Origin of the sequence: Formosa sp. Hel1_31_208 (assembly GCF_900104785.1) — a bacterium.
Taxonomy (GTDB): domain Bacteria; phylum Bacteroidota; class Bacteroidia; order Flavobacteriales; family Flavobacteriaceae; genus Psychroserpens.
On the sequence record NZ_LT629733.1, the window covers coordinates 1,507,008 to 1,532,796 of the forward strand.

Genomic DNA, 25,789 nt, shown 5'->3' on the forward strand with positions numbered 1-25,789 from the left:
TTTGTAGTGACTTGCCTTTTACTTGGTAAATGGTATGGCGATTCTTAATGTTCCCCATCCTAAGTGCATATGAACACCATCATTAGACTCTTTAAATGCAATTGAAAATGCCTCTAAAGATTCTTTGCCTTGAGAAACAGGAACTTTAAGACGTGCAACGTCATTTGCTTCCTTATAAAAATAACTACCCCAAACATTTAAATCTTTACTGATGATAGCAGTCCATTCTTTTTCTCCAGGAATCACATAAAATGTATAGGTGCCTGGAGCAATTTTAGTTTTTCCAAGCATCATTGGTGTATAAAGCGTAAGTTCAGCTGCTTCATTAGCTCCAGTTCTCCATACTTTTCCATTAGGGGCTAACTTGTCTAAGCTACGTTCTTTTAGTTGTGGTCTGCTGTAAACGATCTTAATGAGTTTATTAGCCTCTTTATAATCCGAAGGGAAAGATGCTGCGTCCATCGGACTTTTATCCATTGGCGCAAATTCTTGCGCGCTAACGTTTACTGAAATAAGCATTATAAATGCCATTGCAATGGTCGTAATAATTGATTTTGTTTTCATGATGTGTGTGTTAATTTTTTTATGGTTTAAAGATAATAAGTATTGATTTTATTACTCTATCTAATGTCGTAAAGTGATGTTAAAGTTTACAATTTTAGAGTTCTAAATATATAAAAAGCAGATTTTAGTTACATATTTGTATTGTATTTTATATTATTATTTCAATATGTAGTTAAATGTAGTTATTGTGTTTTAAAATTATATACTTAGCATCATATTTGCTTTGTTAATATGAATAAAGTTAATAGAATTACTTAAAACAGAAAGTTATGTGCGGAATTGTATGTGCGTTTGATATAAAACAAAAAACTGATGATTTAAGACCTCAAGTCTTAGAAATGGCAAAAACGATTCGTCATCGTGGTCCAGACTGGAGTGGTATTTACAGCGATGATAAAGTGATCATGGCACATGAGCGTTTGGCTATTGTAGATCCCGCATCAGGGAAGCAACCATTGTTGAGTCCTGATAAAACCTTAATATTAGCAGCAAATGGTGAAATTTATAACCATAGGGCATTGCGCAAGCAGTTTAAAGGTAATTATAAATTCCAGACCGAGAGTGATTGTGAAGTCATCTTAGCTTTATACCAAGAAAAAGGAGTCGATTTTGTAGATGATATGAATGGGATTTTTGGATTCGCTATTTACGATACAGAAAAGGATGAGTATTTTGTTGCTCGTGATCATATGGGAATTATTCCATTGTACATTGGTTGGGATAAAAATGGAACATTCTTTGTCGCTTCTGAATTAAAAGCTTTAGAGGGTATTTGTACCAAAATAGAATTATTCCCGCCAGGACATTATATGTCAAGTAAAGATGGAGAATTTGTAAAATGGTATAAGCGCGACTGGACAGAATACGACGCAGTAAAAGATAATGAAACGAGTATAGCAGAAGTCAAGCAGGCACTTGAAGACGCAGTGCATAGACAGCTAATGAGTGATGTGCCTTATGGTGTATTGTTGTCTGGAGGTTTAGATTCTTCAGTCACCTCTGCAATTGCTAAAAAATATTCTGAAAAACGTATTGAAGCCGATGATAAAGAAAAAGCCTGGTGGCCACAGTTACACTCCTTTTCTGTTGGACTAGAAGGTTCGCCAGATTTAGCAGCAGCAAAAAAAGTAGCCGATCATATTGGAACGGTTCATCACGAAATAAAATTCACAATTCAAGAAGGTTTAGATGCGATTAAAGATGTGATTTATAATATCGAAACCTATGATATCACAACGATACGTTCTTCTACACCAATGTATTTAATGGCAAGAGTTATTAAATCGATGGGTATTAAAATGGTATTATCTGGAGAAGGTGCTGATGAGATTTTCGGAGGATATTTGTACTTTCATAAAGCTCCAAATGCTAGAGAATTTCATGAAGAAACGGTTCGCAAATTAGACAAGTTACACATGTATGATTGTTTAAGAGCTAATAAAAGTTTAGCTGCATGGGGAATTGAAGGCCGTGTGCCATTTTTGGATAAAGAATTTATGGATGTGGCGATGCGTATCAACCCAAAAGATAAAATGATTAACGGTGAACGTATGGAAAAATGGGTGGTGAGAAAAGCCTTTGAAGATATGATTCCAAAAAGTGTAGCTTGGAGACAAAAAGAGCAATTTAGTGATGGAGTTGGCTATAGTTGGATTGATACTTTAAAAGAGCTGGTTGACAAAGAAGTGACTGATGAGCAAATGGCGAATGCTAAATTCCGTTACCCTATTCAAACACCTATAAACAAAGAAGAGTATTATTATAGAACTATTTTTGAAGGACATTTTCCAAGTGATGCAGCCGCTTTCAGCGTGCCACAAGAACCAAGTGTAGCATGCAGCACTAAAATAGCTTTAGAATGGGATGAGGCATTCAAAAATATGAATGATCCTTCTGGCAGAGCCATTGCAAATGTGCATGACAAAGCCTATGTAAAAATTTAAGTCTCATACCCATCTGATATAAATATTTAACAAGACCAATCCCTAGATTGGTCTTGTCATGTTATGAATTAAAAACAACCACTGTATTTAAAAGAAATTGGATGTAATACTGAAATATTTTTTCATTCTTTTTTGTTGAAAAATACAACCGCTTTTTAAACAATTATAAATCCAAAATATCACCTATAAAGCCTTTTGTGTTTTTTACGCTTTTTTGAGGATGTTAAAAAACAGTAAAATCCGTTTTAAGCTATTTTTAATACGATTTAAGAGCGTTTTGAGTAATTAACAAATGTTAATAATTATTAAATTGAATCGTTAAATTGCTTTCAAATCGGCTTCTAATTTCCTATATTTGTTTGTATTCAAAACCCCGGGAAAGAGCGGGTTTTTTTATGTGAAGAATGATTGAAAATCATATTAAAATTTACGGACGAAATATTTCAAAATAAACAAGAATTTATGAGCGATAAAAAAGAAGAGTTTAATAAACATAATTATTCAGCCGATAGTATTCAGGCTTTAGAAGGTATGGAGCATGTTCGTATGCGTCCATCTATGTATATTGGAGATGTAGGTACGCGTGGTTTACATCATTTGGTATACGAAGTAGTTGATAATTCAATTGATGAGGCTTTAGCTGGTCATTGTGATAATATTACAGTCACTATAAATGAGGACAATTCTATCACTACTGAAGATGATGGTCGTGGAATCCCTGTCGATCTTCATAAAAAAGAAGGTGTATCTGCACTTGAAGTCGTTATGACAAAAATTGGAGCGGGTGGTAAGTTTGATAAAGACTCTTATAAAGTATCAGGTGGATTGCATGGTGTTGGTGTTAGTTGTGTTAATGCGCTATCTGAACATTTAAAAGCTACGGTGTTTAGAGAAGGTAAAGTTTATGAGCAAGAATACGAACGTGGTAAGGCGATGTATCCTGTAAAACAAGTTGGTGACACTGATAAACGTGGCACTACTGTAACCTTTAGACCGGATTCTACAATATTTACGCAAACACTCGAGTATAGCTACGATACTTTAGCAAGCCGTTTACGTGAATTAGCTTATCTAAATAAAGGGATTACAATCCATCTAGTTGATAGACGAACAAAAAAAGACGATGGTGAATTTGAAGGTGAGACATTCCATTCTACAGAAGGACTAAAAGAATTTATAAAATTCTTAGATGGCAATCGTGAGCCTTTAATGAAAGAAGTAATCGCTTTTGAAGGTGAAAAAAATGGAGTTCCTGTTGAGGTTGCAATGATTTATAATACCTCATATGCTGAAAATTTACATTCATATGTAAATAATATTAATACCCATGAAGGGGGTACACACCTATCTGGTTTCAGAAGAGGATTAACACATACGCTGAAGAAATATGCTGATGGTTCTGGGATGTTAGACAAATTAAAGTTTGACATTGCTGGTGATGATTTCCGTGAGGGATTGACCGCTATTATATCGGTAAAAGTTCAAGAGCCACAATTTGAAGGGCAAACGAAAACAAAGCTTGGTAATAGAGAGGTGTCAGCTTCTGTAAGTCAGGCCGTTTCAGAAATGTTAACCGATTACCTCGAAGAGCATCCGGATGATGCTAAAATTATTGTTCAAAAAGTTATTTTGGCTGCGCAAGCGCGTCATGCTGCTCAAAAAGCACGTGAAATGGTGCAGCGTAAAACAGTTATGAGCATTGGTGGATTGCCCGGCAAACTAAGTGATTGTTCTGAGCAAGATCCTGCAAAATGTGAAGTGTTCTTAGTAGAGGGTGATTCGGCAGGTGGTACTGCCAAGCAAGGTCGTGATCGAGCGTTCCAAGCAATTCTTCCACTTCGCGGAAAAATCTTAAACGTCGAAAAAGCGATGACTCATCGTGTTTTTGAAAACGAAGAAATAAAAAACATCTTTACAGCACTTGGTGTAACCATAGGAACAGAAGAGGATAGTAAAGCACTTAATTTATCTAAATTAAGATATCATAAAGTCGTTATCATGTGTGATGCCGATATTGATGGTAGTCACATTGAAACACTAATTTTAACCTTCTTTTTTAGGTACATGAAAGAGTTGATTGAAAATGGACATATATATATTGCGACACCACCTTTATTTTTAGTTAAAAAAGGAGCTAAAAAACAATATGCTTGGAGTGATGAAGAGCGTGCTCAAATTATGACCAATTATGGTGATGGTGCTAAAATTCAACGCTATAAAGGTCTTGGTGAAATGAATGCCGAACAACTTTGGGACACAACAATGAACCCTCAGTTTAGAACGCTTAGACAGGTTCAAATAGATAATGGAGCAGAAGCTGATCGTATCTTCTCTATGTTAATGGGAGATGAGGTTCCACCTCGTAGAGAGTTCATTGAGAAAAATGCGATTTATGCAAATATTGATGCGTAATTAAAAGTGTAATTAACACGCAGTAATGCTTAAAAGCAGCTACAAATGTAGTTGCTTTTTTTGTTTCTTAGTGGTGATGATTTTGGCGAAATGTATTGTTTAAACGAATAAAAAGGCTATCAAGAGGTACGATATTTTTCTTTCTGTTTTCTTCTCATAGCGAATTATAATGTTTAATATTACGACATATTAAACTATAATTATTAAATAACAAAACATATGAAATTAAGAGTTTTATTAGCATTATTATTCGCATCAGTTAGTCTTATTAATGCGCAAGACGAAAAGATAGATATGCTCATGTTCGAGCCGGTCTATAATAGTTATTCACCTAACGTAGTCTCTAAAGTGATTTTAGAGGATGGGACTGTTGTAGAAGGTTTTAGAGATGATGTTGATAGAAAAAAAGGTCAGATTTATTATGTAAAACTTAAAGATAGTATCACTGGAGAAAAGAAAGAATTTAATGCGGAACAAATAAAAGAAATGTATTTATTTCCGGGAGGTTTTGAAAAGTTTACAAAATCGGCAAGTTATATGTTTGACGCACGTCGTTGGGGATCTCAAGATTTGCAATCTGATTTAATTGACAAGGGTTTTATCTTTTTTAAAAAGCAAACGGTTTCGTTGAAAAACAAAAAAGATGAGAGAGAGCTACTTATGCAGTTAATTAATCCTAAATTTAGCTCATTAATAGAAGTTTATGGCGATCCAATGGCTAAAAAAACCACAGGACTTGGTATCGGTGGGTTTAATGTTGCTGGAGGTTTGGCTAAATCATATTATTTTAAAAAGGGAGATAATATTTTTTGGTTAGAAAAGAAGAACCTAGACGATTACTATGAAAATTTATTTGGAGATAATACTGAGTTTATGGCAAAATATCCTAAGAAGAATATCAAGTGGAAAATGCTTGGTGAATATGTATTTATGTATACAAAAATGAGTCTAGAATAGATTAAACGTTATTTTAACGGATGAAGAGCTATCATTTTGTGATGGCTCTTTTTATTGGTAAGTATCAGCCCCAATTCAAATAATAAACTTCCCATATTAAAGATAATGAGGTTGAAATACAGATAAAAAACATAATTAATTATCTATTTACTTTCTTCTTAAAGAATAGAATAATTCGTAATTTTGCACTCTCAATTTATCAACACAATTAAACAAAAGATAATCAAATGAAAGTAACAGTAGTTGGAGCAGGAGCTGTAGGTGCAAGTTGTGCCGAGTATATTGCAATAAAAGATTTTGCGAGTGAAGTTGTATTATTAGATATAAAAGAAGGCTATGCTGAAGGGAAAGCCATGGATTTGATGCAGACAGCATCATTAAACGGTTTTGATACTAAAATAACAGGAGTCACAAACGATTATTCCAAAACAGCAAATAGTAATATTTGTGTGATCACTTCAGGTATTCCTCGTAAACCAGGGATGACTCGTGAAGAGTTAATTGGCATCAACGCAGGAATTGTGAAATCGGTATCTGCTAGTTTGATTGAACATTCTCCGAATACAATCATTATTGTTGTGAGTAATCCTATGGATACGATGACATACTTAGTGCATAAAACAACTGATTTACCGAAAAATAGAATTATTGGAATGGGTGGTGCTTTAGATTCTGCTCGTTTCAAATACAGATTAGCGGAAGCATTAAACGCACCAATTAGCGATGTAGATGGAATGGTTATCGGTGGTCATAGTGATAAAGGTATGGTGCCTTTAACTGATCATGCGACAAGAAATAGCGTAAAAGTTTCTGAATTCATAACTGCAGAACGCTTAGAACAAGTAAAAGAAGATACCAAAGTTGGAGGTGCTACTTTAACGAAATTATTAGGTACCTCTGCTTGGTATGCTCCAGGGGCTGCTGTAAGCGGTTTGGTTCAAGCTATTGCATGTGACCAAAAGAAAATGTTTCCATGCTCGACCTTTTTAGAAGGCGAATACGGATTACATGATCTTTGCATTGGAGTACCTGTAATCCTTGGACGCAATGGTATTGAAGAAATCGTTACTATCGATTTAAGCGATGCTGAAATGGTGCATTTAAAGGAAAGTGCTGAAGGTGTTCAAAAAACAAATGCATTATTAGAATTGTAAGAACTAAAGATTTTATACATGAAAAGCTATCTCATACAGATAGCTTTTTTTTGCATTTAATGATATCTAAATTCGACAAGACTTTTGAAAAAAACGATAATGTGATAGAAATAGTATTTATCATCGATGAACGTCCAATCAAGCCTTAATCTTCTTTTTTTTTATATATTTGGCGCTTGAAATATCCTTGAATATATTTAGTATTAAAAATTAAAGTTATGATTGATGTTTTGAGTGACCATTATGAACAATAGATTTGAGAACATGAAATCGAGGTGGTGCATCAGCATTCTTATTATTGCCCTTACTGTTTTGGGCAGTGTTGCTAGTAAGCAGCAAGTCACAATGCCTAATCAGGAAATTGTCTTGCAGTTTGTCAGTACAAATGTTTCCATTAATCATACACAAAATGCCATTACCATTGTTAAAGAACAATTGGAAGCTGCTGGTATTGAGAATATTTATGTACAAGAAAAGAGCAATGGCCACTTAACAATTAGCTATTATAGTGAAACAGATATAGCAAGTATTAAAGCCTTGCTTTCCGAAGACCCAACAACAACTCAACTTGGTTTAGTTCAAGATGACCAAGAGCATAAGATACCTTCCGAAGAAAAATCAATTCACTATAGTCTTGATGTCTATGAAATTCAACAAGGTGATGATCTTTCAAGTAATGATGGAAAGCTCGCACTAGAGACTAAAGTAGAGCATGAAAGATTTTCAAACACAAATGTATTTACTGCAAAAACAAACAGTGACGATGAAAGAGAACTTGATAGGACTCTTAAAGTCGCTTATAAGTTTAATAATGCTATTGCCATCGCAATAGATAATCGATCTCGTAATATTCCAGAAGTCCGAGCTGGACCACGAATTATTGGGATGTATGATCTGAGTTAAGACACTTTAATTTCCCAAATAACCTTCAAAGCATACGTTAGAGGATTTAACGCTCTAACCTATTAGTGTGCGCTTTTCATTTTTAATCGAAATGCCACAAAAACAATACATATAAACACAAAATTTAATTGTCAAATCCGAGGTAAATTCTATATTTGCTCGATTAAAAATTTGACCTAAAAAACAAAATAATGCAAAACAAAGGACTAGTTAAGCTTTTTGCAGTGCTATTTGGATTGGTAAGTATCTACCAATTATCATTTACATTCAAAGCCAACCAAATTGAAGATGCTGCAACAACCTATGCAGAAAGTAAATTTCAAGATCCAGACGCTATTAATGAAGCCGAAATACGCTATGTAGACTCCTTGTCTAATAAAGAAGCGTTTAACATTGGAATCGCGAGTTTCACAGGAAAAGAAGTGAAGGAAAAAGCCATGAATCTTGGTCTTGACCTTAAAGGCGGATTAAACGTTATTCTTCAAATCTCAGTAAGAGATATTCTTGAAGGATTAGCTAATAAGAGTAAAGATCCAGCATTTAATAAAGCGTTAGCTGATGCTGAAGAAATTCAAAAGGATGCTCAGGAATCTTACCTTGAATCTTTCTTTACAGCTTGGGATGCCGTAAAAGGAGATCAAAAATTAGCGTCTCCAGATATTTTTGCAAATAGAGATTTGGATGATGTTATAGATATCTCAATGTCTGATTCAGATGTGAAGAAGAAAATAGAGGAAAAAGTAGATGAGTCTATTGTTTCTGCTTTTGAAGTCTTACGTAAACGTATTGACCAATTTGGTGTAACATCACCAAATATTCAACGTCTAGGAAATTCTGGTCGTGTATTAGTAGAATTACCAGGTGTCAAAGACACGAAACGTGCTACAGAATTAATTACTCAAACAGCACAATTACAATTTTGGGATGTTGAAAAGCCACAAAATTTAGGTAATTTCTTTACCCTAGCTAACGAAGTACTAAAAGATAAGTTAGGCGTAAATGAGAAAGAAGCGGCTACTGAAGCTCAAGATTCAACCGAAACAGATAGCACGATTGATGACTTATTAGGAGAAACATCTACAGATTCTACTGCCACTCAAGTCAATCCTTTATTAGACTTAATCGCACCTGTACAAAGTTTTGGGTTATTCGCTGTTGAATTAGAGAATAAGGAAACTGTAAAGGACTATTTAGAATTGCCTGAAGTTCGTGCAAACCTACCTACAGAATTAAGATATACAAAATTTGCTTTCGGTTTACCAACATTAGATGCAGACACTGGATTAGAAACTGTCGACGTATATGCACTTAAAGGAAATAGAGATGAAGAACCAGAATTAAGTGGTGGAGTTATTACTGATGCACGTCAGTCTTACGGACAAACGAATAAGCCAACTGTAACCATGCAAATGAATGCTAAAGGGGCTAAAATCTGGGAAGAAATAACAGGTAGAGCAAATCAAAATCAAAGTCAGATAGCAATCGTTCTTGATGATATTGTATATTCTGCGCCAACAGCAACTAGAGGAGCAATCTCTGGTGGTAACACAGAAATCTCAGGAAATTTCACAGTAAATGAAGCGGTTGATTTAGCCAACGTTTTAAGAGCAGGTAAATTACCAGCAAGAGCTGAAATTGTGCAGGCTGATCAAGTTGGACCGTCACTAGGACAAGAAGCTATTGAGAGTGGTACAAAGTCATTTTTAATTGCTTTATCATTAGTGTTAATTTGGATGATTCTTTACTACGGAAGAGCTGGTATATTTGCTGATATCGCTTTGTTATTAAATATCTTATTGATATTTGGTGTGTTATCAGGATTAGGTGCTGTATTAACACTGCCTGGATTAGCTGGTATCGTATTAACTATTGGTATGTCGGTAGATGCGAACGTACTTATTTTTGAACGTATTCGAGAAGAAATAGGTAAGGGTAAAACGCAAAAAGAAGCTGTAAAAGATGGTTTCGCGAATGCCTTGTCTTCAATTTTAGATGCCAACATCACAACAGGTTTAACCGCACTAATCTTATTTGTATTTGGTACAGGACCAATTAAAGGTTTCGCAACAACCTTATTAATCGGTATTATGACGTCATTATTTACGGCTATCTTCATTACTCGTTTACTTGTAGATTGGTATGTTAATAGTGGTAGAACACTAGATTTCTCTACATCAATTACTAAGAACTTATTTAAAAACACTAAGATTAATTTCATTAGTAAGCGTAAAGTAGCTTATGTAGTTTCAGGTATCTTAATAGCAATCTCAATTGGATCTTTAGTGACTAATAAACTAGATCAAGGTATTGACTTCATTGGTGGTCGAACTTATCAAGTTCGTTTTGATAAAGCAGTGAGTTCTGAAGAAGTTGCTAAAGATTTAACAGCGGTATTTCAAAGTGTAGAAGTAAAAACAATAGGAAGTGCTAATCAGTTAAAGATCTCTACCAAATATAAGGTAAATGAAAACTCTGTTGAGGTAGACGAAGAAGTGCAAACTATGCTTTTCGAAGGATTAAAACCATATTTGCCTAACGAATTATCATACAAAGATTTTTCAGAAGGGAAAGATAACGTTGGTAAAGTGTTATCTAGTAAGGTAAGTCCAACAATCGCCGATGATATCAAAAGAGAATCGCTATTAGCAGTTCTAGGATCCTTAGTGGTTGTATTTTTATATATCTTATTCCGATTCAAAAGATGGCAATTCTCATTAGGAGCAGTAGCTGCTGTATTCCATGATGTGATTATCGTATTAGGAATCTTCTCTTTATTGTACAAATTCATGCCATTTAGTATGGAAATTGATCAGGCATTCATTGCAGCCATCCTAACCGTGATTGGTTACTCGCTGAATGATACCGTGGTTGTATTTGATAGAATTCGAGAAGTATTACTTGAACGTGCAGGTTTTAAAGGTGGTGTGAATATCAACTCTGCCATAAACAGTACATTAAGTAGAACATTAAATACGTCGTTAACGACCTTAGTGGTATTATTAGCAATGTTCACCTTTGGAGCAGAATCACTGAGAGGCTTATTATTCGCGTTAATTATTGGTGTGATTGTAGGGACTTATTCTTCGGTATTTATTGCAACTCCTTTAATGTATGATACTCTTAAGAATAAAGGTATCGCGCCTCCAAAAGAGGATGAGGATAAAAAATAATTTTCTAAGTATATATTTAAAAAAGCCACTTCATTTGAAGTGGCTTTTTTTGTTTTTAATAGTAATTGTGTTGTCAGTTAACATAGTTGTTTATCCAGGTCTTCCTCTTTAAGAGAACACATAATTCAAATACTATGTTCGTCTTATTTTAAGAGGATGAATAAATTCTTATCTTTTTGATTTTAAATAAATGAGATACTAAGAGGTTGGTATTATAATATACTAAATGCTATTCGATCACCTTTTTCGAGGTTCCATTCATCACTGAGTCCTGCATTCACTTCTAATACATATTTAGCGGGACCTTCTGAAGGCAAAGAAGTTTCATCCATGGGTTGAGCATGTTTTTGAATGCTAACAATAGTTTTAGTTTCTGAAATATATATGATGTCTAATGGAATCTCCGTATTCTTCATATAAAATGACCGATAGTCAACATCTGGAAAAATGAATAACATTCCTTGATGGTGTGCCATGCTTTTACGGTACATCAATCCAGTTTGCGTTTGGTAATCGTCATCGGCAATTTCAATGTCTAAAGACACCACAACGGAATCATTTGCCGCCTTAATTAGTTGAAGTTCCCCTTCTTTTTTAAAGGTGACTATTATTTGTTTAACGGCTTTGGGTTTTTTTTGGTCATTGCATGAGAAATTCAGTAAAGCAAGACTTCCGAAGAACACTAAGGCCAATCGCATATACAAACAACGTTTCATTTAGCTTAATTTGGTTTTTGACTTATAAACAAACATAAAATATAAACCGATTAAAATAAACGGGATGCTTAATAATTGTCCTGTATTCAATAGCCAATCTGCTCGTTCAATATTTTGTGGCTCTTTCACAAATTCTACAAAAAATCTAACAGTCCAAAGTAAGACTAAAAACAATCCAAATAAAAAGCCTTGTTGTTCACTTTTATTGGTTTTCCAATAGACGTATAATAAAATTAAAAAAACAAACACATAGCTGCCAGCTTCATATAATTGAGCAGGATGTCTAAAAGGGACCTGTTCTAATAAATCGGTAAATTTGGGATCATTTCCTACGGCTGAATATGCTTCTTTTACATCTTTAATGCCTGTAACTTTTACAATATCATATTTATTATAATGGTCTTGCACAAATTGTACGCCTAGAGCCGAACTGGTTTTTTCACCTATAATTTCTGAATTAATAAAATTTCCAAGTCTTACAAATACGGCACCTGAGGCAACAGGAATAACCACGCGATCTAATATCCATATCACAGATTTCTTTACAATCTTTTTATTATAGAAGTACATAGAAATAATCATACCAATTGCAGCACCATGACTTGCAAGACCTTGAAAACCAGTAAATTCTATACCATTTTTAAAGCTAAAAGGTAGAAATATGCTGAAAAAATCTTCATTAATTAATTCCGATTGATAAAAAATTACGTGACCTAAACGTGCTCCTAACATAATTCCAAGTACCGAATAGATAAAGAGAGAATCTAATGACTCTTTCGTCTGGTTTTCATTATTGTAGATACGTTTCATAATGTTTAAACCGAGTACAAAGGCGATAATCCACATTAAACTATAGTAGTGAAGTGTAAAAAAACCTAAGTCGAGTCCTTTAGATGGGTTCCAAACAATATCAAGCGCAATCATAATGTCATATTTTATAGGGATAAAGATAGTATTTATGAGTAAACATCCAGTGATGTTAAGATAGTTTTAATCTTCTTTTTCAGGAACAGGATCATAGTCAGAACGTCCCCAAGGCGACGGAGCGCAATACAAAATGTACAGCGTACATTTTTAGCGAACGTGCGGGTATGCGCTATGGGATATTTTTAGTTGTCATCCTTTTCAGGAACAGGATCATAGCCAGAACGTCCCCAAGGCGACGGAGCGCAATACAAAATGTACAGCGTACATTTTTAGCGAACGTGCGGGTATGCGCTATGGGATATTTTTAGTTGTCATCCTTTTCAGGAACAGGATCATAGCCAGAACGTCCCCAAGGATGACAACTAAAAATACGTCTTAATGCCAATTTCCCACCTTTCCAAAACCCGTGTTTTTCGAGTGCTTCCTTAGCATAATGCGAACACGTAGGCTGAAATCTGCAATTTGCTGGAGTTAAAGGTGAAATGATAGTCTGATAAACTTTAATTAAGAATAAAAAAGGAGCAATAAGGACACGTTTCATAGCTAGTTCGTCGTAAAAGTCGTCCCATCCTTGCCATCATTTAATTGAATTCCAATAGCAGCTAACTCATCTCTAATTTTGTCAGATGTTGGAAAGTCTTTATTTGCTCTTGCTTGTTGACGCAGTTCAATAAGCAATTCTACTGCGCCCGATAGTTTATCGGTACCAACATCCAAATTAGACACATCAACCAAACCTAACACATCAAATGTAAAGTCATGCATGGTTTTTTTAAGTAGATTTAAATCCCCAGCGCTTAGTGATGCATTGCCATCTTTAATTTGATTAATCTGTTTTGCAGCTTCAAAAAGATGAGCTATTAAAATAGGTGAATTGAAATCATCATTCATAGCATCATAACATTTTTGTCTCCAGTCCGATACATTAAATGTTGAAGTGTCAGAGGCCTTTAAGTCTTCTAAAAGGTGTATCGCATCCATTAAGCGGTAAAACCCTTTTTCACTTGCTAATAAGCCATCGTCTGTGAGGTCTAATATGCTTTTGTAAGAGGATTGTGCATTAAAAAACCGAATCACACTGGGTGAATACGCCTTGCTAAAAAACGCGTTGTTACCTGATAATAATTCATCAGGATTAACCGTGTTACCAGTAGACTTAGACATGCGTTGTCCATTTAACTGCAACATATTTGCGTGCATCCAGTAGTTTACCGGAGTTTGTCCTTTAGCAGCTTCACTTTGAGCAATTTCACATTCATGATGCGGAAACTTCAAATCCATACCACCACCGTGAATATCAAAATTATCACCGAGATACTTTGTGCTCATAGCAGTACATTCTAGGTGCCAACCCGGAAATCCGTCACTCCAAGGAGAAGGCCAACGCATGATGTGCTGCGGTTCAGCACGTTTCCATAGCGCAAAATCTTGAGGGTTCTTTTTATCGCTTTGTCCGTCAAGCACTCTAGTATTATGTATAAGGTCTTCTAATTTGCGTTTACTCAATTTTCCGTAGTCATGAGTTTCATTAAATTTATGAACGTCAAAATACACCGAACCGTTAATGACATATGCAAAACCATTATCAATAATTTTTTTGATAAGTTCAATTTGTTCTATAATATGACCGGTAGCCGTTGGTTCAATGCTCGGAGGCAGAAAATTAAACGTGTTTAAGATATTGTGAAAATCTACGGTGTAACGTTGCACAACTTCCATGGGTTCAATGGCCTCTAAACGTGCTTTTTTTGTGATTTTATCTTCCCCGGCATCTTGATCATTTTCGAGATGTCCAGCATCGGTAATATTTCTAACATAGCGTACTTTATACCCTAAATGTTTTAAATACCTGAATACCATGTCAAACGACATAAATGTTCTAACGTTTCCTAGATGCACATTGCTGTATACTGTAGGGCCACAAACATACATGCCAACGTGACCCTCGACCAGAGGATTAAAAGTTTCTTTTTTACCGCTAAGTGTATTATAGATTTGAATCTTTTGATCTTCGTACAAATGCATAATGTTAGGTGTTTACATTGCGTTAATTAGACTGACTTTACTTTATAGAAGTCAAAGCTAACATTTTATTTTTTCTTCGGAATAGGGATTCTTAAAAAGTCGTGTCTAATTTAATGTAGTCTAAGAATTCACGTTTGGTTTCTTTGTCTTTGAATTTCCCCCCAAATTCTGATGTTACGGTGCTACTGTCAACATCTCTTATGCCTCTCGAGTTAACACATAAATGCTTGGCATCTATAACACAGGCAACGTCTAAAGTGTTGAGAACTTTTTGAAGTTCTTTTACTATTTGAATAGTAAGTCGCTCTTGTACTTGTGGGCGTTTGGCAAAATAGTCTACGATGCGATTCATTTTTGAAAGTCCAACAACAGTCCCATTTGAAATATAGGCGACATGAGCCTTTCCAACAATTGGTAACAGGTGATGCTCACAAGTGGAGTACACAGTGATGTTTTTTTCAACCAACATTTCACCATACTTATATTTATTATCAAAAGTAGATGCGCTTGGTTTTTTTTCAGGATCTAAGCCGCTAAAAATCTCATTTACAAACATCTTAGCGACACGTTTAGGAGTGCCTTTTAGACTATCGTCAGATAAGTCCAGGCCCAAAGTTTCCATGATATGTCTTACATCATCTTTAATGAGATCAATTTTTTCTGAAGATGTGAGCTCAAATGCATCTGTTCGCATTGGTGTTTCGGAAGACGTTCCTACGTGATTATCACCAACAGCGTCAATGTCTTGAATGTGTTTATCTATTTTCATTCGATGTGTTCCGCAACTGCGGAAATTCATTTTTAATTAAAACTAAAGATCCTCTATTATTAGAGAATGCAAAGATAAGCAATAAAAAAAAATGAACATAGGGTAGGGGTTTTTTAATTTAAACTGTTCTATGCCTATAATCGGTAGCTCAGTACATCATATCTGATTTAACAGTTTATTTATTAAAATTTTCTTAAATTCCACATCTTTAAAACACCTAGATAATCATGAATAAAAAATTACTGTTCCCTCTATTGTTAGTCTGTGCTTTTCTAGCCTCTCCGTCATTATTTTCACAGTCTAATAAACAACAACGACATCAAAAGACAGTCACTTATAAAACTAATGTAAATAATCCTTTGACTAACGTTGAATTAGCTCAGATTAAAGAAGTTTATGGTAGTACTGCAAATTCAAACATCTTGAATAAACCGCAACGGCTTAAGGACATTAAAAACATTTTGCGTAATAGAGTTGAGATAAAAAATATTCCCAACCCGAGCGACCAAAAAAAGTGTACACTTCTATCTGAAGTTCCACTAATGGATTATTATGTTGCTAATTTAGAGCGCGAAACCAATTTTAATCCTCAAAATTTTAATCCGTTAAAATACTTATTCGATTTTTATTCCTACGGATCACACATGTATAGAGTTGATAATACAAACTACTTTATTATTATCAAATCACAACATCAATAAAATATTAATTTTCCATTTATAATTTTTTGTTATGAAAAAAGCATTACTCATAATATTCTCGATAATTTCATTTCACGCTTTTTCACAAGACGTCAACATGCAAAATGGTTCAGTAACCAGTTGCTCAGACGTTTTTTATGATTCAGGTGGTCCCGGAGGCGCTTACGCCAGTAATGAAAATTTAGTCCTTACTATTTGTCCTGATTCAGCTGGTCAATTAGTGCAATTAAATTTTACCGAATTTAGTACACAGCTTGGAGCGGATGTTATGACCATATTTAATGGTGATAGTGTTGCAAGTCCTGCTTTTGGAACATTTGATGGTGCTAATAGTCCGGGATTTGTAACAGCTACTGATGATAATGGATCTGGTTGTTTAACCATTCAATTCGTGTCAGATGGCACAGGAACCACAACAGGTTGGGCTGCAAATATTTCTTGTTTTACACCTTGTCAAACAATTACGTCGCAAATAGACACTGCTACTCCTGCACCAAATGGAGATGGTTACATTAGAGTTTGCCCTGGAGAGGATATTACCCTTACAGGAAGTGGAAACTTTGAGTTTGATGGTACTGGTGCAACCTATGAGTGGGATTTAGGAGATGGGAATTTAATAGCAGGGCAAACAGCTACGTTTTCATATGCTGTTCCTGGAGTATATATTGTAAATTTAAACGTACGAGACGCGAATACAGATTCTGACCCACTAGGATGTCCTAATACAAACCTCATTAATCAAGTGATACAGGTTGCTACTGAACCAGACTTTACTGGTACACAGGCGGCAGACGATACCCTGTGCTTTGGAGAAACGACCACAATAGACGGTGTTGTAAACCCTGTCCCATTTGTAAATGATTGTACGCCTCCGGTGAGTGGAACAACTTTTTTGCCTGATGGTTCAGGTGCAGTTTATACGACATGTATTACAGTAGATTGTTTTGAGTCTGATCAATTATTAGATGACCCAGCTCAACTGATCGAGATATGTGTGAATATGGAGCATTCCTACTCGGGAGATTTAGATATTAAAATCATTTCTCCAAATGGTCAAGAAGCCGATTTGTTTACACAAGCAGGTGGTGGAACCTATTTTGGAGGCGCTAATGATGATGGAAGTAACACACCTGGTATTGGTGCAGATTATTGTTTTTCAATGTCGGCCACAACATTGCTTTCAAATGCCAATACAATAATAGCGGGTTCCAATCCACCTAATAATTCATGGGCACCGGGTACGTATTTACCTGTAGAATCTTTTAATGCTCTTGTGGGAAGTCCATTGAACGGAGATTGGTGTATCGAAATTGTAGATAATTTAACTATTGATAATGGTTATGTCTTTTCTTGGGGATTAAATTTTGATCCTAGTATTCAACCACCAGAATTATCATTTACTCCTGTTATTGTTACTGAATCTTGGGATGCAGATCCAACAATTACTAATGTAACTGGAAGTACGATTACAGTGGCACCACCAACGGCTGGTACATATTGTTATACATATAGAGTTACAGATGATTTTGGATGTGAGTATACAGAGGAGGTTTGTATTACTATGGATGAAGAAGTTGTAGCTGATGTTACTGCGGTCATTAATCCTATATGTAATGGTGACGATGCGGTGTTTTTAATTACGGGTTCACCCAATGCAACAATAAATTATACAATTAATGCTGGAGGAAATCAGACCGTTGTTTTAGACGGAACCGGATCGGCCACAGTTACAGTGACGGCTCCTGCAGTTGATCAGGTTTTTAACTTGGTAGATGCTACGGTTGGGGCTTGTACGGTAGCAATAAATGACACAGAGACGATATTAGTCGGACAAGTTTTTGATACCTCTTTTGCGACAACACCAACTTGTGACGGTGGAACAGCGATTGTGACAGGAGATTTAGGAGGTGTATTTGCTTTTGAAGATCCACAACCAACAGATGGTGCTGTTATTGATCCTGCAACAGGAACAGTAACAGGGGGAACTCCAGGTGCTACTTATATTATTGTTTATGAGTTTGCTAGTTCCTGTACTCCTGGTAATACAGAAACTCTTACCGTCTTGCCAGAGCAGGATGCTAGTTTCAATTTAACAGCTACGTGTGACGGAGCTACAGCAACCATAACAGGTGATTTGGGTGGTACGTTTGTTTTTAATCCAGTTCCAGCTGATGGTGCTGTTTTAGATCTATTAACGGGGACCATTACAAACGGAACTCAAGGTGCTACATATACAGTGGAGTATTCAGTTGCTGGAGCTTGTCCTGCTGTATCTACAGAATCTGTAACAGTATTAGCATTTGAAGATTCAAGCTTTACATTAACACCTACATGTGATGGGGCTACAGCAACAATTTTAGGTGATGCTGGCGGAATATTTGCATTAGTTCCAGATTTAGGTGATGGCGCAGTAATAGATGCAAATACAGGAACAATTACAAATGGTGTTTCTGGAACATTGTACACTGTTGAATATACAACTTCCGGACCTTGCCCTGAGACAACTAGTCAAAGCGTAACCGTATTTTCTGCGGAAGATGCTTCGTTTTCATTGACACCAAGCTGTACGGGTGCTACCGCAACTATTACAGGTGATTTAGGTGGTGTATTTAGTTTTAACCCTGTACCTGGAGATGGTGCTTTAATTGATCCAGCTACTGGAGAAATAACCAATGGAGGTTCAGGTGTAACATATACTGTAGAATATACTACAATCGGAAACTGTCCGGAAACAGTAGCACAAAGCGTTACTGTTTTTCCAGAAGATGATTCAAGTTTTACAATGGCAACAACTTGTGATGGAGCAACTGCGACAATTACAGGTTTACCTGGCGGAACATTTGCATTCAATCCAATTCCTGGAGATGGTGCTATAATAGATCCAGCTACAGGTACTGTAACAGGAGGGGCTTTTGATACGACTTATACTGTAGAATACACATCTAATGGAGTTTGTCCAACAACAAGTTCTCAAACATTTACAGTGTTTTCACAGCCAGTGGTTATCGCTCCAACGCCTTTAGCGGTTTGTGATGATGGTACTCCAGATGGTATTACGATTATAGATTTAACGCTAAAGAATGTAGAGGTTACGGGTAACAATCCTAACTACTCTGTAAGTTATCATATTGATCAGTTTGATGCTGATAATAATTTAAATCCATTAGCGATTCCTTACACGAATTTATTCAACGGTCAGATTGTATTTGTGCGTGTTCAGGATATCAACACGGGCTGTTATGATACGACAACATTAGAGTTGGTAGTAGAGCAGGCACCTATAGCCAATACGCCAACTCCATTATTATATTGTGATCCAGACAGTGATGGATTTGGAGTTTTTGATTTAACGAGTAAAGATATTGAGATAACAGGAGGCGACCCAGCTCTTACGGTAAGTTACCATGAGACGATGGCAGATGCGAATAATAATGTGAACGCACTTACGAGTCCGTATAATAATATTGTAGAGAACCAACAGACGGTTTATGTGCGTGTGGAGAGTTCAACGATAGCTACTGCCTGTGCTACTATAGTAGAGTTGCAGTTAATTGTTAGTCCTACCCCACAATTGGGATCAGCACCAACAGCCTTAGAGGTTTGTGATGATTTATCAGCAGATGGTTTTGCACAGTTTGATTTGACCAGTAAGATTCCAGAGATTTTACAAAACTTAGCAGATCCTACCTTGTATACGGTAACGTTTTATGAGACAGAGATGAATGCAGATATGTCTAATAATCCGATTGCAACTCCAGCGAATTATACCAATACCACAGCGTTTAATCAGATTCTATGGGTTAGAGTAGAGGATATTGATCCAGCTACGGGATGTTATAAACTGACGACCTTAGAGCTTATCGTTAATGCATTACCAGTACTGTTACAGCCAGCACCACTAGAGTTATGTGATGATAATAATCCAGGAGATGAGGTAGAATTCTTTATGTTAGAGGATGCCACTGATGAGATATTAAACGGACAGACAGGGATTAGTTTAACCTATTTTGCGACACAGGTAGATGCAGATAATAATACCAATGCAATAACAAGTCCATATGAGAATACGAGTAACCCACAAACAATATTTGTACGCGCTACAAATGATATTACAGGTTGTTTTGTAAGCACCACAGCTACGATACTTTTAAGGGTTAATCCAATTCCATCACCGACAGTTCCGACAGATTTAGAGGAGTGTGATGAGGATAATGATGGATTTACAGAATTTAACTTAGAGGATAGGACCTTGGAGATTATAGGAGGAGAGCTTGATATAGCCATTACCTACCATGAGACACAGCAAGATGCAGAGACAGGAGATAATGCACTAGCGAGTCCATACACGAATATCGTTATGGATGAGCAGATGATTTATATTAGAGCGACCAATACAGTTACGGGTTGTTATAATGCTTCGGAAGTTTTAATAATCCGAGTACTAGAATCACCAGAAGTTCCAGTAACGATAGTAGACTATGTGATTTGTGATACAAATTCAGATGGGATTACTCAATTTGATTTGACTACCAAGGATGCAGAGATATTAGGAGGACAGACAGATGTAACACTTACTTATCATGTTACAGCGGCCGATGCTCTTACAGGAAACAATGCAATAGCCAATGTTGGGAATTATACCAATACGAGTAATCCTCAGACGATTTATGTACGTTTGGTGAGTAATATTAACGGTTGTGTAGATGTAGGTCAGTTTGACTTACGGGTAGAGCTACCACCAGTAGCGGTACAGCCAACACCCTTAGAGCTATGTGATGATGAGATAGATGATGAGATTACAGTCTTTGACTTAACAGTAAAAGATGTAGAGATTACAGGAGGCGAAGCAAGTTGGAGTGTAAGTTATTATGAGACTGATGTAGATGCACAGGCTCAGACCAATGCAGTAGATGCAGGTGCTTATACCAATACTTCAGTAAATGGATTGCCAGCCAACCCTCAAACCTTATATGTAGTAGTTACCGATACCGATACTGGCTGTGTAGACTTCACTACCTTAACGATTCGCGTATTACCAAACCCAACACCAACAGAGGTATTACCAGAATTAGTATTATGTGATGATATCAATCCAGGCGATATGGAAGAGGTATTTGATCTGACCACTAATGAAGTATTATTACTTAATGGAGAGGTAGGAGTAACACCAAGCTATCATGAGACATTAGAGGATGCAGAAGAAGGGATCAATGCGATAGCAGATCCAACGATGTATACCAACACCAGTACGCCACAGTTGATTTATGTACGTGTGACAAATGATATCACAGGATGTTATACCATAGTTAACTTTACATTGTTGGTTAATCCATTACCAGATGTTGTTGCGGTGACCGACTTTATTGCATGTGAGCTTAATAACGATGGTTTTTATGATTTTGATTTAACGCTAAAAGATGCAGAGGTATTAAACGGTCAGGATGCTACCTTGTTTACGGTGACTTATCACGAGACACAGGCCGATGCTGATGCGCTAATCAATGCGCTAGTGAGTCCATATACGAACCTTACCAATCCACAACAGATTTTTGTAGCAATTACAAATAACGATACGGGCTGTTCTATAAGTACACCGAGTTTTAATATAGAAGTTCAAGAGGCAGCTGAGGCTAATAGTGATATGGAGCCAATTGTATTTGAGATTTGTGATGATGAGATGGATGATGATAATGATCCAACGAATAACAGTGCGCAGTTTGATTTAACACTTCAAAATGATGCAATATTAGACGGTCAAGATCCAGCGAACTATATAGTGAGCTATTATGCAAGTGAGGCCGATGCAGAGCTGGGTGTGAACCCCTTACCATTTTTATATGAGAATGTGGTTAACCCACAAGTGATCTGGGCTCGAGTTGATAATGACACACTAGATGTCGCAGGTATGGACACATCAATCTGTTATGCTGTAGCCCCACTAACACTTCAGGTGAATCCATTACCAGTATTTGATTTGGAAGACAGCTATATTTTATGTGTTGACACAAATGGGAGCGAGGTATTAAATCTTCCAGTATTAGAAACCGGACTTGATACAGGGCAATACACATTTGTATGGTTCTTTAATGGTACAGAGATTGCAGGTGCAACAGACTCTAGTTATATGCCAAGTGAGGGCGGAACCTACAGTGTTACTGTTACAGATGTTACAAGTTCTCCAAACACAATGTGTGAGAGCAGTGATATTACTGAGGTTATAGAGAGCTCACCGCCAACAGTAATGGCATTAGTTGTAAGTCTTGATTTTGCAGATGTTCATGTTATCGAAGTTACTGTTGAGGGGTCTGGAGACTATGAGTATAGTTTAGATGGTGGACCATGGCAGGATGAGAATATATTTACAGATGTATCAATAGGAGATCATACCGTAACGGTGAGAGATAAGATTGGTTGTGGAGAGGCCAGTGATGACGTGACGGTTATGGATTATCCAAAATTCTTTACACCAAATGGAGATGGATATAATGATACGTGGAACATAACAGATATAGATAACCAACCTAATGCAAAAATTTATATATTTGACAGATACGGAAAGTTAATCAAACAACTCAGTCCTTCGGGAATAGGTTGGAACGGGACCTATAATGGTAATCCAATGCCAACGAGTGATTACTGGTTTGTAGTTGAGTATAATGAACGTTCAACAGGTGAACGTAAAGAATTTAAAGCCCATTTTACCTTGAAAAGATAAAGGGTAAAAGATAGACTTAAAAGGCTATGCGGTAAGCATGGCCTTTTTCTATTTAACACTTAGTCATTTAATACTAGTTTAGAATCGAATGATTGGTTATCGAAAGATTACGAACATGTTATGAATAAGAACGGTTAATGCCTAAAAAAAAGCCAGAACATTGTCTGGCTTTTTCTGTATAAATGTTTGTTGTGTTTAAATACTAAACCCTAGAGTTAGTGTAATATTAGAATTCATAGTATCTATAGTTGCAGCATCAGTAAGTCCAACAGAAAACAATTCGTTATTAACGGTTCTTTCAGCTTGGTCATACGTTAAATCTAATCTCGTGTTTCCGAAGTTATAACCAATACCAAGTGAATAACCTGTAAGGTCTCCGTAGAATGTATCATCTTCAAATGGACTTTCTTCAAAACGATATCCGCCTCTAAAACTGAATTGCTTGTACTTATATTCACCTCCAAAACGATAGGTTTGAGCAGTTTTAAAAAGAGTATTCATCGTTTCGTTTTGTGAAGCAAAGAATGGATCCGAAGATGGTCTAAATTCTGTGTTTTGATAGTTTCTTCTAGAGTAATCAAAACTTAATAGACCACGTTCACCAACGTAAGCTAAACTTCCAGTGACTTTACCCGGAGATTGTAACCGATATTCAGGGAATATATTAATGATGTTAGGATTAATAGATGTCGTAAAATCTCCATCGACATCATCCATAACGAACGTAGAAATACTTTGTGATGTTTCTTCAAAAATAGTGAACCAAGTCGGAGAATTATAACTTAGTCCGGCTCTCAATTCATTTGTAACCTTCAAAATAGCCCCTAACTGAAAAGAGAATCCATTTCCAGTTGTAAATAGGCTGTTTTCAAATCGAACATCAGTCACAAGCGATCCAACGTTTGAGTTAGATTCACTAAAACCAGTAAATCGTTCATAATTGATGAAATGTGCGTTAAGATTTAATCCTACGTATAGTTTCTCTTCGTATTGTGCCGCTGCATTAAAGCCTAATTTTCCATTGTAACCTGTAGCTAAATAACGGTAATTCTGACTAAAAGATCCAGGTGCAATATTTGAAGTATAAGCTGTATTACCATCGGTGTTATCAACAGGTTCCAAAATAAAGGATTCATAACCTAAAAAAGCTTGTTGATTACCGAAGCCATAAAAGGCACCAATCTCACCATAAGCTTCATTTAGTGTTTCTCCGGGAAATGCAGAAATTTGATCTAGAGGACGACCTTGGGCATAAGCTAAGAAATAACTGTCTATTGAATTTGTATTTACACCAGATGCAAACCACTGATCATCATAATTAGCAGTCTTGTCATAAGCTACGGATAAAACAAATTTTTTCCATGGGGCGTTTTCATTTCTATTAATAAACACAAATGCCGCTCCAGCTTGATTTAAATCAATTTTTGAATCAGATGATGTACTTCTACCGTTGAAAAATGCAATATCATTATCAACGTTTAGGCTAGAAAGTGAAAGCGATGCATGACTCTCCTTAAAGATAGCTGAACTGGCAGGATTGATACTTATCGCTGACATGTCGCCACCTAAGGCACCAAAGGCGCCACTTAATGCTCTAAAACGAGCAGTTCCTTGAACTTCATCCTGTGAAAATCTTAGGGCATCAGATATGTCCTGAGCCATAATATTAGACATAGATAGTACACCTATGGCGAGTATAGTAAACTTTTTCATATTAAAATATTGTAATTAAAGAACTAATAATTTAGATTATCCTCTGCGTCCAGAACCGCCTCTGCTTGAGCCGCCTGAAGACCTCGTAGATCCACCACTACTTCGACTACCACCGCCACTGCGCACTGCTGGTGAGCTACTTCTTCTAGGTGTTGACATTCTTGTTCTTGAAGAAGAGTTGGAGTTAGTTCTTGTTCTTGGTCGTGCAGAAGAATTATTGCTTCTGGTTCGTGTTGATCTTGGTCTAACCGATGAGTTATTTCCTCTTGGACGCACCGAACGCGTTGATCTCACGCTAGAATTATTTCGCCTTGAGTTAAATGTAGATCTACTTCTAACTGAAGATGAATTCCTTCTTGAAATTGATGCTCTATTTCTACTGTAGGATGCATTTCTATTCAATCCTGAAACATTTGCACCTCGTCGTCCATAATTATACGCATAGCCTGCTCCATTATAATAACTGTTAGCAAAAAAGCCATTGAAACCAGGAGGGCACCAAAAATTATTGTATCCAAATCCGGCGTTCCAGCCCCAATTATTCCAGCCAAATCCAGCATTCCATCCCCAGTTATTCCATCCCCAAGGACGATTCCAGCGATTCCATAAGCCTAAAGGTTGTCCCCAACCAAAACCAGCGTTCCATCCCCAAGCATTCCATCCCCAGTTATTCCAACCGTTGTCATAGAAATTGATAGTTACATTTTCATTAGCTTGTCCCCAACCTGCATAACCAGTTTGTTGGCTTTCCTGGGGGTCTTCTATATAATTACTGCTATAGCTATCTATATCAGTAAAAATAGCACTACCGTCATCAGGAATGCTGTTGTATTGATTGTCTTTTTCAGTAAAATAATCTTTGTAATACCTATTATCGTCAACATTAACCGTTGTTGCTTCCTCATAGACCACTGCATCATTATCGTATATTCCATCACTGTCATAACCAACATATTGGTATGAGCCGCAAGAAGCTAATAATAAGGTCATGCTAAGCGCAACAAAAAACGGAAATTTTGTATGTATGTAATTCTTAAACCGCATATCTCTTTATTTTTATTGTTGAACATTACAAAAATAGTTAGTTTTGCTGAACTATTTTTTTATTTAACATATACAC

The 25,789-nt window shown here is 36.3% G+C and carries 16 protein-coding genes; 8 read left to right on the forward strand and 8 right to left on the reverse strand.

The features are described from left to right. Nucleotides 1–18: 18 nt before the first annotated feature. Nucleotides 19–564, reverse strand: coding sequence for a DUF2911 domain-containing protein (locus BLT57_RS06845; protein WP_091424041.1), 546 nt, complete (start codon nt 562–564; stop codon nt 19–21). 269 nt (nt 565–833) lie between these two features. Here BLT57_RS06845 and asnB point away from each other — a divergent pair, with 269 nt between their 5' ends. From asnB to secDF, 6 genes are all read left to right on the forward strand, one after another. Next, nucleotides 834–2,507 (forward strand): asparagine synthase B, encoded by a 1,674-nt coding sequence (gene asnB / locus BLT57_RS06850; RefSeq protein ID WP_091424044.1) that lies wholly within the window; start codon nt 834–836, stop codon nt 2,505–2,507. Nucleotides 2,508–2,969: 462 nt separating this feature from the next. Continuing rightward, on the forward strand, nt 2,970–4,919 hold the full coding sequence (gene gyrB / locus BLT57_RS06855; protein WP_091426695.1) for a DNA topoisomerase (ATP-hydrolyzing) subunit B: 1,950 nt from the start codon (nt 2,970–2,972) through the stop codon (nt 4,917–4,919). Nucleotides 4,920–5,138: 219 nt separating this feature from the next. After that, a complete protein-coding gene (locus BLT57_RS06860) occupies nt 5,139–5,876 on the forward strand; it encodes a hypothetical protein (RefSeq protein ID WP_091424048.1) in 738 nt (245 codons plus the stop codon). A gap of 227 nt (nt 5,877–6,103) precedes the next feature. Beyond that, on the forward strand, nt 6,104–7,030 hold the full coding sequence (mdh, locus tag BLT57_RS06865) for a malate dehydrogenase (protein WP_091424050.1): 927 nt from the start codon (nt 6,104–6,106) through the stop codon (nt 7,028–7,030). 243 nt (nt 7,031–7,273) lie between these two features. Further along, nucleotides 7,274–7,933, forward strand: coding sequence for a hypothetical protein (locus BLT57_RS06870; protein WP_157717136.1), 660 nt, complete (start codon nt 7,274–7,276; stop codon nt 7,931–7,933). Nucleotides 7,934–8,124: 191 nt separating this feature from the next. Further along, entirely contained in the window at nt 8,125–11,103 is a 2,979-nt protein-coding gene (gene secDF / locus BLT57_RS06875) for a protein translocase subunit SecDF (RefSeq protein ID WP_091424057.1), read from the forward strand. Between the two features lie 212 nt (nt 11,104–11,315). Here the strand turns inward: secDF and BLT57_RS06880 are convergent, their stop codons facing one another. From BLT57_RS06880 to folE, 5 genes are all read right to left on the reverse strand, one after another. After that, the gene (locus BLT57_RS06880; RefSeq protein ID WP_091424060.1) at nt 11,316–11,819 is read right to left on the reverse strand and encodes a DUF192 domain-containing protein; all 504 of its coding nucleotides are present in this window, start codon (nt 11,817–11,819) and stop codon (nt 11,316–11,318) included. Continuing rightward, nucleotides 11,820–12,743 carry a prolipoprotein diacylglyceryl transferase gene (gene lgt, locus BLT57_RS06885; RefSeq protein WP_091424064.1) on the reverse strand — a complete coding sequence of 308 codons (924 nt, stop codon included), beginning with the start codon at nt 12,741–12,743 and terminating at the stop codon, nt 11,820–11,822. A gap of 307 nt (nt 12,744–13,050) precedes the next feature. Then, nucleotides 13,051–13,287 carry a membrane protein insertion efficiency factor YidD gene (gene yidD, locus BLT57_RS06890; protein WP_091424066.1) on the reverse strand — a complete coding sequence of 79 codons (237 nt, stop codon included), beginning with the start codon at nt 13,285–13,287 and terminating at the stop codon, nt 13,051–13,053. A gap of 2 nt (nt 13,288–13,289) precedes the next feature. After that, a complete protein-coding gene (gene cysS, locus BLT57_RS06895) occupies nt 13,290–14,771 on the reverse strand; it encodes a cysteine--tRNA ligase (protein WP_091424069.1) in 1,482 nt (493 codons plus the stop codon). Between the two features lie 91 nt (nt 14,772–14,862). Next, complete coding sequence (gene folE, locus BLT57_RS06900) at nt 14,863–15,540, reverse strand: GTP cyclohydrolase I FolE (protein ID WP_091424072.1); 678 nt, start codon at nt 15,538–15,540, stop codon at nt 14,863–14,865. A gap of 227 nt (nt 15,541–15,767) precedes the next feature. Between folE and BLT57_RS06905 the strand changes: the two genes are divergently transcribed. After that, entirely contained in the window at nt 15,768–16,241 is a 474-nt protein-coding gene (locus tag BLT57_RS06905) for a hypothetical protein (RefSeq protein WP_091424075.1), read from the forward strand. 31 nt (nt 16,242–16,272) lie between these two features. Continuing rightward, nucleotides 16,273–22,956 carry a T9SS type B sorting domain-containing protein gene (locus tag BLT57_RS06910; protein ID WP_091424078.1) on the forward strand — a complete coding sequence of 2,228 codons (6,684 nt, stop codon included), beginning with the start codon at nt 16,273–16,275 and terminating at the stop codon, nt 22,954–22,956. Nucleotides 22,957–23,151: 195 nt separating this feature from the next. On the opposite strand, the gene BLT57_RS06915 is transcribed toward BLT57_RS06910, so the two are convergent. Continuing rightward, a complete protein-coding gene (locus BLT57_RS06915; protein WP_091424081.1) occupies nt 23,152–24,669 on the reverse strand; it encodes an OmpP1/FadL family transporter in 1,518 nt (505 codons plus the stop codon). 36 nt (nt 24,670–24,705) lie between these two features. Then, nucleotides 24,706–25,713, reverse strand: a complete 1,008-nt coding sequence (locus tag BLT57_RS06920) for a hypothetical protein (RefSeq protein ID WP_157717137.1) — start codon at nt 25,711–25,713, stop codon at nt 24,706–24,708. Nucleotides 25,714–25,789: the final 76 nt, after the last annotated feature.